Annotated in this window: 12 protein-coding genes and 2 riboswitches; of the genes, 3 read left to right on the top strand and 9 right to left on the bottom strand. The window is 71.1% G+C overall.

What is annotated here, in order from left to right; translation table 11 throughout:
* Positions 1–52 precede the first annotated feature (52 nt).
* Together ABT352_RS37670 and ABT352_RS37665 are read left to right on the top strand one after the other, a co-directional pair.
* The gene (locus tag ABT352_RS37670) at positions 53–385 is read left to right on the top strand and encodes a DUF3618 domain-containing protein (protein ID WP_350949828.1); all 333 of its coding nucleotides are present in this window, start codon (positions 53–55) and stop codon (positions 383–385) included.
* 151 nt (positions 386–536) lie between these two features.
* Positions 537–1,043 (top strand): hypothetical protein, encoded by a 507-nt coding sequence (locus ABT352_RS37665; protein ID WP_350949827.1) that lies wholly within the window; start codon positions 537–539, stop codon positions 1,041–1,043.
* A gap of 236 nt (positions 1,044–1,279) precedes the next feature.
* On the opposite strand, the gene ABT352_RS37660 is transcribed toward ABT352_RS37665, so the two are convergent.
* Positions 1,280–2,473 carry an amino acid deaminase/aldolase gene (locus tag ABT352_RS37660; protein ID WP_350949826.1) on the bottom strand — a complete coding sequence of 398 codons (1,194 nt, stop codon included), beginning with the start codon at positions 2,471–2,473 and terminating at the stop codon, positions 1,280–1,282.
* Positions 2,474–2,622: 149 nt separating this feature from the next.
* Between ABT352_RS37660 and ABT352_RS37655 the strand changes: the two genes are divergently transcribed.
* A complete protein-coding gene (locus ABT352_RS37655; RefSeq protein ID WP_350949825.1) occupies positions 2,623–3,279 on the top strand; it encodes a DUF6286 domain-containing protein in 657 nt (218 codons plus the stop codon).
* A gap of 227 nt (positions 3,280–3,506) precedes the next feature.
* Here the strand turns inward: ABT352_RS37655 and ABT352_RS37650 are convergent, their stop codons facing one another.
* The 8 genes from ABT352_RS37650 to ABT352_RS37615 all read right to left on the bottom strand — a co-directional run bounded on the left by ABT352_RS37650 (position 3,507) and on the right by ABT352_RS37615 (position 13,398).
* On the bottom strand, positions 3,507–5,699 hold the full coding sequence (locus tag ABT352_RS37650; protein WP_350949824.1) for a hypothetical protein: 2,193 nt from the start codon (positions 5,697–5,699) through the stop codon (positions 3,507–3,509).
* A 141-nt stretch (positions 5,700–5,840) separates the two neighbouring features.
* Positions 5,841–7,217 (bottom strand): L-serine ammonia-lyase, encoded by a 1,377-nt coding sequence (locus tag ABT352_RS37645; RefSeq protein ID WP_350949823.1) that lies wholly within the window; start codon positions 7,215–7,217, stop codon positions 5,841–5,843.
* A 72-nt stretch (positions 7,218–7,289) separates the two neighbouring features.
* Positions 7,290–7,679: a glycine cleavage system protein GcvH gene (gene gcvH, locus ABT352_RS37640; RefSeq protein ID WP_350949822.1), complete on the bottom strand. Its 390-nt coding sequence runs from the start codon at positions 7,677–7,679 to the stop codon at positions 7,290–7,292.
* The gene (gene gcvT / locus ABT352_RS37635) at positions 7,676–8,767 is read right to left on the bottom strand and encodes a glycine cleavage system aminomethyltransferase GcvT (RefSeq protein ID WP_350949821.1); all 1,092 of its coding nucleotides are present in this window, start codon (positions 8,765–8,767) and stop codon (positions 7,676–7,678) included. The genes gcvH and gcvT overlap by 4 nt, the downstream gene beginning before the upstream one ends.
* A 33-nt stretch (positions 8,768–8,800) precedes the next feature.
* A riboswitch (glycine riboswitch) is annotated at positions 8,801–8,895 on the bottom strand.
* A riboswitch (glycine riboswitch) is annotated at positions 8,896–8,994 on the bottom strand.
* A 73-nt stretch (positions 8,995–9,067) separates the two neighbouring features.
* On the bottom strand, positions 9,068–9,763 hold the full coding sequence (locus ABT352_RS37630; protein ID WP_350949820.1) for a gamma-glutamyl-gamma-aminobutyrate hydrolase family protein: 696 nt from the start codon (positions 9,761–9,763) through the stop codon (positions 9,068–9,070).
* Positions 9,764–9,899: 136 nt separating this feature from the next.
* Positions 9,900–10,676, bottom strand: a complete 777-nt coding sequence (locus ABT352_RS37625; protein WP_502992937.1) for a 3-oxoacyl-ACP reductase — start codon at positions 10,674–10,676, stop codon at positions 9,900–9,902.
* Between the two features lie 5 nt (positions 10,677–10,681).
* A complete protein-coding gene (locus ABT352_RS37620; RefSeq protein ID WP_350949819.1) occupies positions 10,682–12,028 on the bottom strand; it encodes an aldehyde dehydrogenase family protein in 1,347 nt (448 codons plus the stop codon).
* Between the two features lie 2 nt (positions 12,029–12,030).
* Positions 12,031–13,398 (bottom strand): glutamine synthetase family protein, encoded by a 1,368-nt coding sequence (locus tag ABT352_RS37615; RefSeq protein ID WP_502992940.1) that lies wholly within the window; start codon positions 13,396–13,398, stop codon positions 12,031–12,033.
* Between the last annotated feature and the right edge of the window lie 61 nt (positions 13,399–13,459).

Genomic DNA, 13,459 nt, shown 5'->3' with positions numbered 1-13,459 from the left:
GTGGGTAGGACCTGACAGACTGATCAATGTCAAGGAGTAGGGGAGGATAGCCATGGCGGACACCGATCCCGCGGAGTTGGAACGACAGATCGAGCGCACGCGCGCGGAGTTGGCCCAGACGGTGGACGCCATCGCGGACCGGGTGAGCCCCAAGCGGGTCGCGGCGCGTGGTGTGGCGAAGGTCCGGGCGAACGCGGAGCATCTCGCCGCTCAGGTCGGTGACCTGGTGGGGGGCGCGGCGGGGCCGAAGCCGGTCAGGCTCGCCGGCGAGCCCGAGGACCTGTGGGCGGACGAGCGGCCGGACCTGGCGCCGATCCTGATCGGGGTGGGGGCGGCGCTGGCGCTCGGCGCGGTGGTCATGCTGTGGCGGCGCCGTCGTCGCTGACCGTCGCCGGCCGAGGGAGCGAATGTCGCCGGCCGAGGGAGCGAATGTCGCCGGTGACCGATCGGCTGCCCGGAATTGAGTAGGGGTTTACTCATGTGACCTTTTTCCCGCTCGCGGACCATCGCGAGTAGGAAAAAGGAGGGGTAAATCCATGAAAAACATCATTCGCGCCGCGATCGCGGTGGCGGCGACCACGAGCGTCATGCTGACCGTGGCTCCGGCCGCCTTCGCCGCGACACCGACGTCCGCGTCGGCTGCGTCCTCGGCGTCCTCGGCGTCCTCTGCGCGAGACTTCGACGACAACTTCGAGCAGGAGTCCAGGAACGGCCTGGCCACGCTGGAGGCCGTGTACTCGGTCAGGGGTGACGACGAGGAGGACAACACCTTCAGGCTGCGGGGCGATCTGTACGACGGTGACAGGCGCACCCTCCGCCAGGGTGGTCGCTGCGCCTACGCCGAGGTGCAGGTCACCTCGTCCGATGACGAGGACTGGGACGTCGCCAAGCGCGTCAAATTGTGCAGCTACGACGACACCAAGCGCTTCCGCGTCACGGCGCACGACGTGAGCGAGGTGCGGGTCAAGACCTGCCAGGTCAAGTACCGCGGCTGGTCGACCTACAAGTGCAGCAGGTGGGAGGAACTCGACCTGGGCTTCTGAGATCTCTCCGAGGTCAGGCACCTCCGGGCGCGGGAGCACCGCGGGCCGTCGTGCCCGGAGGGCGGGGTCGAGATGTGAGGGGGAACGGGCACTCGCCGTGGAGCGGCGGGTGCCCGTTTCGCATGCCGGGCCAGGTTGGAGGCGCGCCGGACCCGATCGAAGGCGTGCCCTGCCCGGGGTCAGGGGCGTACCGGGCAACGGCTGGAGGCACAGTTGGCGGCAGGATCACGGCAGGGTCAGAGGAAGGTGCGGCCCTCGCCGCGGTAGGTGGGGACCTCGTCCACGACCTCGTCCCCGTCGATCAGGTGCAGGCGCGCGAAGCGCTCGCAGAGCTCGCCCGCCTTGGCGTGCCGGAACCAGACCCGGTCGCCGGCGCGCAGGTCTTCCGCCGCCTGCCCGATGAGGGGGGTCTGGACCTCTCCGGCCCCCTCGTTGGAGTCGTAGCGCAGCCCGCACGGCAGGTAGGGCTGGGGCAGGCGGTCGTCGCCGGGGGCGCCGGAGGCGGGGTAGCCGCCGCCGAGGACGGTGACGACGCCGGGGGCGGGGCGGCGTACGACGGGCAGGGCGAACAGGGCGGCGGGCCGGCCGGTGAATCCCCGGTAGAAGTCGAACAGGCGGGGATGGAAGAAACCGGATCCGGCCGCGATCTCGGTGACGGCCCTCTCCTCGGTGGTCTTCTCGATGCTGCCGGTGCCGCCGCCGTTGACGAACTCCAGGTCGGTGACCTGGCGGACGGCCTGGACGATCCGGCCCCTGCGGGTGATCAGCTCGCGGCGGGACCTGGCCTGCATCAGGCGGACGGCCCGGGTGAGGGCGGGGTTGCCCGGCGGGTCGTCGCCGACCCCGGCGATCTGGGCCTCGTACGCCATCAGGCCCACGAGCCGGAAGCCGGGCCTTTTGGCGATCTCGGTGGCGAGGTCGGCGGCCTGGTCGACCTCGTGGACGGGGGAGCGGCGGACGCCCGCCCTGAACCGGCCGCCGAGGGCGAGGTAGCCGGCGTCGACGTCCAGGCAGAGCCGGATCTCGTGGCGGTCGCGGACTCCGGCGACGGCGGATTCGACGAGGTCCAGGTGCTCGGCCCGGTCCACCATGATCGTGATCTCCCGCGCCGCGATCGGCTCGGCGGCGAGTTCGGCGAGCGCGGCGCGGTCGACGGTGGGGTAGGCGACGAGCACGTCGCGCATCCCGGTGGAGACGAGCCAGAGGGCTTCGGGGAGGGTGAAGGCCATGATCCCGGTGAAGCCGTCCATGGCGAGGACGCGTTCGAGCACGGCCCGGGACCTGATGGACTTGCTGGCGACCCTGATCGGCTTGCCCCGGGCGCGGCGGGCCATGCCTTCGGCGTTGGCGCGCAGGGCCCGCAGGTCGAGGACGGCGAAGGGAGGGTCAAGGTGCGCTGTGGCCCGGTCGTAGCGCTGGCGGTCGTCCATGTCCGCAGGATAACCCCGATACGGAGAAGATGAGCATTGTTCATGTTGCTGTATCGGTGATCAATGCTCCCGCCAGGGAGGGCTCAAGATCGTGCAAGTGGGCGGTTGATCCCCGGCCCGGCCCTGCGGGAACGCGTACACATGGCCGGATGACGACTACTCTCCAGGACGTCCTGGCGGGCTCGGGAGGCACCGGTGCCGCGGGGAACACCCCGGGCTCGGGAGGCAAGGCGGGGGCCGAGCGGTTCCAGGACGTCCGGCGCAGGTCGGTGCGGATGCTCAGGCCGGGCAGGACCCTCGCGGGTGTCCCCACCGCGCTGACGGTGTCCGCCGTGCTGGCGGCCTCGGCCGCGGTGACGGTGGGCCTGCTCATGGACTCCCCGCTCGCGCGGGTGCCCTACCGGCGGATCGTCAAGGGCGTCGGCGCGTGGAACTGGTCGGATCCCGCCGTGTTCGCCGCCTCGGTGCTCGCCGTCGCGATGGGCCTGGTGATGCTCGCGCTCGCCGTGCTGCCGGGGCGGTCACGGCTGGTGCCGCTGGAGGCGGGAGACCCGCACATGGTGATCGGCATCACCAGGTCCGGACTCCGCCGCACGCTGCGGGAGGCCGCCGAGTCGGTGGAGGAGGTGAACGGGGCACGGGTCCGGCTCACGTCGCGGATCGTCGAGGTCACCGTGTTCACCGACGCCGAGCGGACAGGCCCCGTGCTGCGCCGGGTGGGTGCGGCGGTGGGCGACCGGCTCGGGGGCCTGGGCGCGATGTGCGCGGGAGAGGTCGTCGTACGGCTGCGCAGGAAGGGGGCCTGATGAGGCCCTACCTGGGCAATCGGATCGGCCTGGCCGTCACGGGGACGGTGCTGGTGTGCGCCGGGCTCTACGCCTTCCTGCGGGGACGCGGTGACCTGCCGGGACAGGCGCCCGGTGCCAGGCTCGTGCCCCGAGGGTTCCCCGGGTGGCTGGCCGCGCATCCGTTGCCGGGCTGGCTGGTCGCGCTGCTGCTGGTGACGCTCGCTCTCGCGGCGCTGCGGTGGCTGCTACACGCCCTGGGATGGGGACGGTGGGGCAGGCGGACCGGGACGGGGACCGCCATGCTTGGAGTCGCTCTTAAAGAAGTCGAAGGGCTCGCTCGTGTCCGCGTCAGGTACGTACGGCACGAGCGGCTGCGCATCGGGGTGGGCTGCGCGCCCGCGACCGATGTCGGCAGACTCGTGTCCCGGCTGAACAGAGACGCGGTGGGGAAGGTCCGACGGGCGCTCGGGGAGGTAGAACTCGGCGTGGTGGTTCGCCTTCACGTTCGCCGCCGCTGACTCCCCGTACTCCGGCGAGCCTGCCGCGCCTCCGTACGCCGACCGCTCACTCGCCCTTTCGTACGCCGACCGTTCGCCTGTCCCCCCGTACACGGGCCGTTCGCCCGTCGCCCCGTACGCCGGCCGTCGCTCCGGCTCCCCGTAGGCCGGGCGCTCACCCGTCCCTCCGTACACCATCCGGTCCGCCGTGTTTCCGTACGCGGGTGTCTCGCCCGTCGTGCCGTGCCCCGGCCGGTCCGCCGCCTCGCCGTACGAGGTCCTCACGGACGTGCTCTCCTCGGGAGCCCGCCCGTCGTACGACCCGTGCGCCGTCTCGTCGAAGGGGCTCGCGTACACCGGTCGCTCGGCCGTCGCGCCGCGCGAAGGGGCCTCGTCGCCGGGTCCCTCGCCCGAAGACCCCTCGTCCGCTCTCCCCGCCGCGACCTCGGCCGCGTTCTCAGCGTTCCCTGTGTTCCCTGTGTGCTTCTCGTGCCTGACGCCGAAGGCCAGTCCGGCGGCCAGGCAGAGCAGCGGGAGGGCGGGGACGACGTAGCGGTGGTCGAAGGCCGCGATGAAGGGCGGCAGGATCAGCAGCATCGTCCCCGCCGCCCAGGGCAGCAGCACCGCGCCGCCGAACCTCCGCAGCCGCATCAGCACGCCGACCAGGCCGACCAGCAGGATCACCGCGAGGTACGGACCCCGCACGAAGCCGTACTCCTGGTAGTTACGCAGCAGGCCCGCGTAGGGTTCGGCCATCGTCGGCGCTCCCGACGAGCCCTGGTAGGCCACGGTCAGCTGCTCGGCGGTCTTGCCCTGCGAGGCGGCACCGGAGGTGAAGGGCCGCACGGTGTCGGGGAAGACGTAGGCGCTCTGCGGGCCGGGAGCCGGGTAGACGCGCCGGGTCCAGTCGAAGATGTGGGCCGCGTCCTCCAGGCCCGCCCGCAGGAAGTCGAGCGGCTGGGCCATGATCGCCTGGGTGGCGAAGGCGCCCGCGAGGGCGTCGCGCTCGGCCCAGCTGCCCTTGACCTTGTTCAGCGGCGACTCGCCGTCCCAGATGTAGACGGGTGGCGCCGCGCGCTGTCCCAGCGGCTCGACGGGGCACAGGGCCGCCTCGGGGCCGGTCGGCTGGATCGCGGCGCAGTCGGCGAAGGTCATCGTCCGGGCCCAGAGGAAGGTGTTTCCCCTGGTCAGAGCGAAACTGCCGTGCTCGGCCCTGAACCAGGCCGCGTACGAGCCCAGGCCGATCGCGGCGGCGAGCGTCGCGGAGAGGACCGCCCGCCACCCGGCTCGGCGGATCACCATGCAGACCAGCGCCACGGCGATGAGCGGCAACCCGATCGTGCGGGTGACGGTCGCCGCGGCGAGCAGCGCCCCGGCCAGCGCGGCGACCCACGCCGCCGGGCGTCGCCGCCACAGCAGCAGCGTGACCGCGAGCACCGCGAGGAACTGGAAGAGCAGGTCCGCCATGACGAGGTGTTCGAGCTGGATCTGGTAGGCGTCGAACAGCACCGACAGCGCGGCGAGCGTCGCACCCCACCCCGGCAGCCCGCCCAGCCTGCGCAGCAGCAGGTAGACGCAGACGGCCACGGCCAGTCCGAGCAGGTGCTGCACCGCGACCACCGCGGGGATGCTGGACAGCGGCTTGAGGATCCACAGGAACAGCGAGTAACCCGCGGGACGGGACTCCAGGGGGCGGGGGGCGAGCCCGGCGTTCAGGTAGACGAAGGAGTCGGCCCAGAACCACAGGGCGGGCCGGTAGCCGAGCATGGCGAGGAGGCGCAGGCCGCCACCCGCGAGCAGGGCGGTGATGAAGAGCCAGTGCGACCCGAGGAAGCGGAGCGCCCGCAGGGAGCGGGAAGGAGTCTCCGGAGCAGGAGAGCGGCGGGAGCGGCTTGCCGGGGGCGTTCCCGTGACCACCGCGACCTCCCGAATCCCGCGCATGGCCACCCAGCATAGGCGTGGGATCGGAGGAGGCTGCACGTGATGCGAAATTTGGTAGCGATCGAGTTGTATGTCGTCAAGGTTCCGCGGTCCCGAGTCTCCCGCGCGCCCGTCAGAGGCCCCACCGCCCAAACCCCGGGGTCAGCACTCGATGACGTTCACCGCGAGCCCTCCCCGGCTGGTCTCCTTGTACTTGTCGAGCATGTCGCGGCCGGTGTCGCGCATCGTCTTGATGGCCTTGTCCAGCGAGACGAAGTGGCGGCCGTCGCCGCGCATCGCGATCCTGGCGGCGGCGATGGCCTTGATCGAGGCGACCGCGTTGCGCTCGATGCACGGGATCTGCACCAGGCCGCCGATCGGGTCGCAGGTGAGCCCCAGGTTGTGCTCGATGCCGATCTCGGCGGCGTTCTCGACCTGCTCGGGGGTGCCGCCCATCACCTCGGTGAGCCCGGCGGCGGCCATCGAGCAGGCCGAGCCGACCTCGCCCTGGCAGCCGACCTCGGCGCCCGAGATGGAGGCGTTCTCCTTGAACAGCACGCCGATCGCCCCGGCGGTGAGCAGGAAGCGGATCACGCCCTCGTCGTCGGCGTCCTTCGTGAAGCGGTCGTAGTAGGTGAGCACGGCCGGGATGATGCCCGCGGCGCCGTTGGTGGGCGCGGTGACGATCCGGCCGCCGGCGGCGTTCTCCTCGTTGACCGCGAGGGCGAAGAGCGAGACCCAGTCCATCGTCTGCAGCGAGTCCTTTTCTCCCGACTCGCTGCGCAGCTGCCGGTGGAGCTGGTGGGCGCGGCGGCGGACCTTCAGGCCGCCGGGCAGCATGCCCTCCTTGTCGATGCCGCGCCGCACGCACTCGCTCATGACCTGCCACAGGACGAGCAACCGGTCGCGAACCTCGGCCTCGGTGCGGCCGAACGCCTGCTCGTTCTCCAGCATCAGCCCGGAGATGGACAGCCCGGTCTCCGCGCACTGGGCGAGCAGTTCGGCGGCCGTGGTGAAGGGGTGGGGCAGGACGGTGTCGTCGGCTTTGATCCGGTCGGCACCGGTGGCGTTCTCGTCGACGACGAAGCCGCCGCCGACCGAGTAGTAGACCTTCTCGCGGACCGTCTCGCCGGACTCGGACAGGGCGGTGAAGCGCATTCCGTTGGGGTGGCCGGGGAGCGAGATCTTGCGTTCGAAGACGAGGTCCTCGCCGATGACGAAGGGGATCTCGCGCGAGCCGTACAGGGAGATGGTGCCCGACTCGCGCATGGCGGCGAGCCGTCCCTCGACCGCGTCGACGTCGACGAGCTCGGGCTTCTCACCGGACAGGCCGAGCAGCACGGCCTTGTCGCTGCCGTGCCCCTTGCCGGTCAGGCCCAGCGAGCCGTACAGGACGGCGCGCACCCTGGCCGTCTTCTCCAGGAGCCCGTCCTGGTGGAGACCGCGGGCGAACTTGTGGGCGGCGGCCATCGGGCCGCCGGTGTGCGAGCTGGACGGGCCGATTCCGATCTTGAAGAGATCGAAGACGCTGATCGTCATCTGAATCCTTCCAGCGTGGACGGCCACGCGCGCCCTCCGGCGCGCGTGACCGTGACGCGAGGGGGGAAAGGCTTAGGACTCACCCGAGGTGAGCGCGGCGTACTCCTCGGGCGACAGCAGGTCGTCGGCGGAGCCCTCAAGACGTACGCGGAACAGCCAGCCCTCACCGTAGGAGTCGCTGTTGACCAGCGAGGGGTCGTCCACGACGGCCTGGTTGACCTCCACGACCTCGCCGTCGACCGGCGCGAAGATGTCGCTCACCGACTTGGTCGACTCGACCTCGCCGACGGCGTCACCGGAGGCGACCGTCGCGCCGACCTCGGGCACCTGCACGTAGACCACGTCACCCAGCGCCTCGGCGGCGTAGGCGGTGATGCCCACGGTGAGGGTGAGGCCGTCATCGATGCCGGAGATCCACTCGTGTTCCTTGGTGTAGTGCAGGTCCTCGGGAATGCTGCTCATTTTTTCCTCCTGTAGAAAGGCAGTGCGACGACCTCGACCGGCTCGTGGCTGCCCCTGATGTCGACGGCCAGTCCTGACGACAGGCCGTTGTCCACGTAGGCCATCGCGATGGGCCTGCCCAGTGACTGGGAGGGCGCCCCGCTGGTGACCTCGCCGACGACCGCGCCGTCACCGGCGACCACCACCGGATACCCGTGCCGGGGCACCCTGCGGCCGGTCGCGACGAGGCCGACCAGGCGGCGGGACGGCGGGACGTCCTTGAGGGGTTCGAGGGCGGCCCGGCCGACGAAGTCGCCCGGTTTGTCAAACCTCACCACACGGCCCAGCCCGGCGTCGAACGGGGTCAGGGCGGCCGACAACTCGTTGCCGTACAGCGGCATCCCGGCCTCCAGACGGAGGGTGTCGCGGGCGGACAGGCCTGCGGGGATCAGGCCGTGCGGCGCGCCCGCCTCGGTGAGGGCGGCCCAGAGCGGCTCGGCGTCCTCGGCCGCGACGAACAACTCGAAGCCGTCCTCGCCGGTGTATCCCGTACGGGCGACGAGGGCCTCGCGACCGGCGACGACGGCGGGCAGACCGGCGTAGTACCTGAGCCCTTCGAGGTCGGCGTCGGTGAGCGAGCCCAGGATCTCCACGGAGCGCGGACCCTGGACCGCGACCAGCGCGTACCGCTCGGAGCGGTCCTCCACCGCGGCGTCGAAGCCCTTGGCGCGGCCGGTCAGCTCGGCGGCCACCCGGGGGTAGTTGGAGGCGTTGGCGACGACCATGAACTCGGCGGGGGCGAGCCGGTAGACGATCAGGTCGTCCAGCACGCCGCCCTCGGCGTCGACGATCATCGTGTAGCGGGCGCGGCCGGGCTCCAGCGCGGAGAGGTGGCCGACCAGCGCGTAGTCGAGGGCTTCGGCGGCCTGCGGCCCCGTCACGAAGATCTCCCCCATGTGGGAGAGGTCGAACAGGCCGGCCGCCTGGCGGACCGCGTTGTGCTCGGCCGACTCGCTGCCGTAGCGGAGCGGCATCAGCCAGCCCGCGAAGTCGGTCAGCGTCGCGCCGAGGGACTCGTGCACGCCGCGCAGCGGCGTAGGTCGGGACATGTGCGCACCTCAGACAAGGGACAGATGAGAGCATCCTCCCCCTCTGTCGTGGGTGCCTGAGAGTTTCATCCGGGTTTTACCGGACTTTCACCTTCGGCGAGGTCGTGGGACCTGCTTTCCAGAGGGCACCTACCCGCACGGTCCTTTGCCTTGAGAGGTTCGCGGGGAGGGCTTGCTCCTTCAGGGGTCCTGGGCTGGCTGTCAGGACGCTCTCCCGCACGGGATTCATCGGTGTCATCGGCCAGCCTAACCGCCCGCACCGGCCGAGCGAAATCCCCTCGCGGCCCCGATCCGTGCCGGTCAGGGGGCGGCGTGCCGGACCAGCGCCTCGAACAGAGCCGACTCGTCGTCGGTCTCGGGGTGCCACTGGACGGCGACGGCGAAGGGGTGGCCGTCCACCTCCACGGCCTCGACCGTGCCGTCCTCGGCGTGGGCGGTCACGGTCAGGCCCTCGGCGAGCCGGTCGAGGGCCTGGTGGTGGTAGTGGGCCACCTCCACGGTCTCGGTCCCGAAGATCTTCGAGGTGTGGCTGCCGGGGGCGAGCCGCACCGGCATCCTGCCGTAGTGGCCGGGGGCCGGGGCGTGCCCGGCGTGGCCGACCACGTCGGGCAGGTGCTGGTGGAGGCTGCCGCCCAGCGAGACGTTCAGGATCTGCATGCCCCGGCAGATCCCCAGGAAGGGGGTGCCCCGCTCCAGCGCCGCCTCGACCAGTCCCAGCTCGGCGTCGTCGCGGAACGGCCGGACGTAGCCGGTCCGCTCGTGTGACTCCTGCCCGTACCGCTCGGGGCCGACGTCGCCGCCTCCGGCGAGGATGAGCCCGTCCAGGCGTTCCACCAGCGCCGAGGGGTCGCCCGCCGGGGGCAGGATCACCGGCTGCCCGCCCGCGCGGGCCACGTGGTCGACGTAGTCGTACGGCAGGAGCGCGGTGGTCGTCTCCCAGACGGTGAAGCGCGCGGGCTCGACGTAGCAGGTGATGCCGATGACGGGACGGGACATGATCTCTTTCTCACGCGGACGCCGGGGACATGGGAGATGGGCCCACGTCCTCGCACGTTATCGGGGCCGGGGTATGGCCTGGGCAAATCCCGCCACCGCCGGTCGCGAAGGTGGCGGGGCGAGGTCTGCAGCGGGTCTACAGCGGGGTGACGTACGCGCCGGAGATGCCGCCGTCCACCAGGAACTCGGAGCCGGTGATGAAGCTCGCGTCGTCCGAGGCGAGGAACGCCACCGCGGCGGCGATCTCGGACGCCTCGGCGAAGCGGCCCACCGGGATGTGGACGAGCCGGCGCTGCGCCCGCTCGGGGTCCTTGGCGAACAGTTCCTGCAGCAGCGGCGTGTTCACCGGCCCCGGGCACAGCGCGTTCACCCGGATCCCCTCGCGGGCGAACTGCACGCCCAGCTCGCGGGACATGGCGAGCACCCCGCCCTTGGAGGCGGTGTAGGAGATCTGGCTCGTCGCCGACCCCATCACGGCGACGAACGACGCGGTGTTGATGATCGACCCCTTGCCCTGCCGCCGCATGTACGGGATGGCGTGCTTGCAGCACAGGTAGACCGAGGTGAGGTTCACCTCCTGGACCCGGCGCCAGGCGTCGATGCCGGTCTCCAGGATCGAGTCGTCCTCGGGCGGCGAGATGCCCGCGTTGTTGAACGCGATGTCCACGCTGCCGTAGGTGTCGAACGCGGTCTGGAACACCCGGGCGACGTCGTCCTCGTCGGTCACGTCGGCCCGCACGAACAACCCTCCGACCTCCTCGGCGGCCGCCGGACCGGTCGTCTCGTCCAGGTCCACGCACACGACGCGGGCGCCTTCCGCGGCGAACCGGCGCGCGGTGGCGAGGCCGATCCCGCTTCCGGCGCCGGTGATGACGGCGACCCTGTCCTGCAAACGTTCCTGCAAACGCAGCATCGCTTCTACTCCTCGGAAATGAAGACGTTCTTGGTCTCGGTGAACGCTGACAGGGCGTCGGGACCCAGCTCGCGGCCGAGGCCCGACTGCTTGAAGCCGCCGAACGGGGTCCAGTAGCGGACGCTCGAATGCGAGTTGACGCTGAGGTTGCCCGCCTCCACCGCTCTGGCGACCCGGAGTGCCCGGCCGACGTCGCGGGTCCAGATGGACCCGCTCAGGCCGTACGGGGTGTCGTTGGCGATCCGTACGGCGTCCGCCTCGTCGTCGAACGGCACCACCGACACCACGGGGCCGAAGATCTCCTCGGTGAACGCCCGGTCGCCGGCCGACCGGGGCGTCAGGACCGTCGGCGGGAACCAGAACCCCGGCCCCGACGGGCACACGCCCCGCAGGTGGGGCGGCTCGGTGACGAAGGAGGCCACCCGTTCCCTGTGCTCGGCGCTGATCAGCGGGCCCATCTCGGTGGCCTCGTCGCGGGGGTCGCCGACTCGGACGTTCAGCACCGCCTCGCCGAACCGCGCGAGGAACTCGTCGTGGACCGAGCGCTCGACCAGGATCCGGGAGCGCGCGCAGCAGTCCTGGCCCGCGTTGTCGAACACCGCGTACGGCGCGGTCGCCGCGGCCTTCTCCAGGTCGGCGTCGGCGAAGACCACGTTGGCGCTCTTGCCGCCCAGTTCCAGGGTGAGCCGCTTGACCTGTCCGGCGCAGGTGGCGGCGATCTGTTTGCCGACCTCGGTCGAGCCGGTGAACACGATCTTCGCCACCCCCGGGTGCTCGACCAGCCGGGCACCCGCGACCTCCCCGGCCCCCGGCAGGACCTGCAACACCCCCTCGGGCAGGCCGGCGGCCAGGGCCAGCTCGGCCACCCGCAGGGCGGTGAGCGGCGTCCACTCGGCGGGCTTGACGATCACGGTGTTGCCCGCGGCCAGTGCGGGGGCCGCCCCCCAGGTCATGATGACCATCGGGAAGTTCCACGGCACGATCACGCCGACGACGCCCAGCGGCTCCTTGAAGGTGACGTCGAGCCCGCCGGGCACCGGGATCTGCAGGCCGTGATCGCGCTCGGGCGCCCCCGCGTAGAAGTCGAGCACGTCGGCGACGTTGCCCGCCTCCCAGCGGGCGTTGCCGATCGTGTGCCCGGCGTTGGCGACCTCCAGCAGGGCGAGCTCCTCGGCGTGCTCGCGCACCAGCGAGGCGAAACGGCGCAGCAGCCGGGCACGGTCTCCCGGTGCGACGTTCCTCCAGTGCGCGAAGGCGCGCCGGGCACGCTCCACGGCCCTGTCGATCTCGGCGGCGTCGGCCATCTCGATCTCGGCGACCGCCTCTTCCGTCGCCGGATTGATGATCTTCACATTCACATCCGTTCGAATCCCCGGAAAAGCTCCCAGTCGGTCACCGCCGCGTCGAAGGCGGTGAGCTCGACCCGGGCGTTGTTCGCGTAGTGCGCCACGACGTCCTCACCGAAGGCGGCCGCCGCGAACTCGGAGGTCTCCCAGAGCTCCAGCGCGTCGCGCAGCGTGCTCGGCACGGTCTCCGCGCCCGAGGAGTAGGCGTTCCCCGTGAAGGCGTCCTCAAGCGGCAGCTCGTTCTCGACGCCGTGCAGGCCGGCCGCGATCAGCGCCGAGACCGCCAGGTAGGGGTTCACGTCGCCGCCGGGCACCCGGTTCTCGATCCGCAGCGAGGGGCCGTGGCCGACCAGGCGCAACGCGCACGTCCTGTTGTCCACGCCCCACTTGACCGCGGTGGGGGCGAAGCTGCCCTGCACGTACCGCTTGTAGGAGTTGATGTTCGGCGCGTACAGCAGGGTGAGCTCGCGCATCAGCGCGATCTGCCCGGCGATGAAGTGCGCTCCTGTCGCCGACAGCCCGTGCGGCCCGGAACCGGCCATCACCGGCTCCCCGCCCGCGTCCCTGAGCGAGATGTGGATGTGGCAGGAGTTGCCCTCGCGCTGGTTCGGCTTGGCCATGAAGGTGATCGCCATGCCCTCCTGGGAGGCGATCTCCTTGGCGCCGTTCTTGTAGATCGAGTGGTTGTCGCAGCTGGACAGGGCCTCGGCGAAGCGGAAGGCGATCTCGTGCTGGCCGAGGTTGCACTCGCCCTTGGCCGACTCGACGTACATGCCCGCGCCCTCCATGCCGAGCCTGATCCTGCGCAGCAGCGGCTCGACCCTCGCGGTGCCGAGGAGGGAGTAGTCGACGTTGTAGAGGTTGGCGGGGGTCAGGTCGCGGTAGCCGCGGCGCCAGGCGTCCTCGTAGGTGTCGCCGAAGACGACGAACTCCAGCTCGGTGCCGACGAATGCGCCCCAGCCCCGCTCGTCCAGCCTGGCGAGCTGCCTGCGCAGGATCTGGCGCGGCGAGGCGGTCACGTCGGAGCCGTCCTCCCACACCAGGTCGGCCATCACCAGGGCCGTCCCCTCCTGCCACGGCACGCGGCGCAGGGTGGACATATCGGGTTTCATGACAAAGTCGCCGTATCCGCGCTCCCAGGACGACATGGCGTAGCCGTCGACCGTGTTCATGTCGACGTCGACCGCGAGCAGGTAGTTGCAGCCCTCGGAGGCGTGCCGCAGCACCTCCTCCAGGAAGTAGCGCCCCGACAGGCGTTTGCCCTGGAGACGACCCTGCATGTCGACGACCGCCAGCAGCACGGTGTCGATCCGCCCCGCCCGCACCTCGTCATGAAGCTCGGTGACGTCCACACGCCCTCCTCGTCGGGGTCTTATTGGGCTAGTGTTAGACCATTGACGTGCAGCGGGGGGAGCGTTGTCAAGGGCCGGAGGAGAT

Source organism: Streptosporangium sp. NPDC000563 (assembly GCF_040299985.1).
In the GTDB taxonomy this organism is placed as follows: Bacteria; Actinomycetota; Actinomycetes; order Streptosporangiales; family Streptosporangiaceae; genus Streptosporangium.
The sequence above is the reverse complement of the archived record's forward strand: the minus strand, read 5'-3'. Positions and strand labels throughout refer to the sequence as shown.

Excerpts from the sequence above, each read along its gene's own strand:
- ABT352_RS37650 (WP_350949824.1), bottom strand. The coding sequence starts at position 5,699 with ATGCGCGGGATTCGGGAGGTCGCGGTGGTCACGGGAACGCCCCCGGCA.
- gcvT (WP_350949821.1), bottom strand. The coding sequence starts at position 8,767 with ATGTCCCGACCTACGCCGCTGCGCGGCGTGCACGAGTCCCTCGGCGCG.
- ABT352_RS37670 (WP_350949828.1), top strand. The coding sequence starts at position 53 with ATGGCGGACACCGATCCCGCGGAGTTGGAACGACAGATCGAGCGCACG.
- ABT352_RS37660 (WP_350949826.1), bottom strand. The coding sequence starts at position 2,473 with ATGGACGACCGCCAGCGCTACGACCGGGCCACAGCGCACCTTGACCCT.
- ABT352_RS37645 (WP_350949823.1), bottom strand. The coding sequence starts at position 7,217 with ATGACGATCAGCGTCTTCGATCTCTTCAAGATCGGAATCGGCCCGTCC.
- gcvH (WP_350949822.1), bottom strand. The coding sequence starts at position 7,679 with ATGAGCAGCATTCCCGAGGACCTGCACTACACCAAGGAACACGAGTGG.
- ABT352_RS37655 (WP_350949825.1), top strand. The coding sequence starts at position 2,623 with ATGACGACTACTCTCCAGGACGTCCTGGCGGGCTCGGGAGGCACCGGT.
- ABT352_RS37625 (WP_502992937.1), bottom strand. The coding sequence starts at position 10,676 with ATGCTGCGTTTGCAGGAACGTTTGCAGGACAGGGTCGCCGTCATCACC.
- ABT352_RS37630 (WP_350949820.1), bottom strand. The coding sequence starts at position 9,763 with ATGTCCCGTCCCGTCATCGGCATCACCTGCTACGTCGAGCCCGCGCGC.
- ABT352_RS37665 (WP_350949827.1), top strand. The coding sequence starts at position 537 with ATGAAAAACATCATTCGCGCCGCGATCGCGGTGGCGGCGACCACGAGC.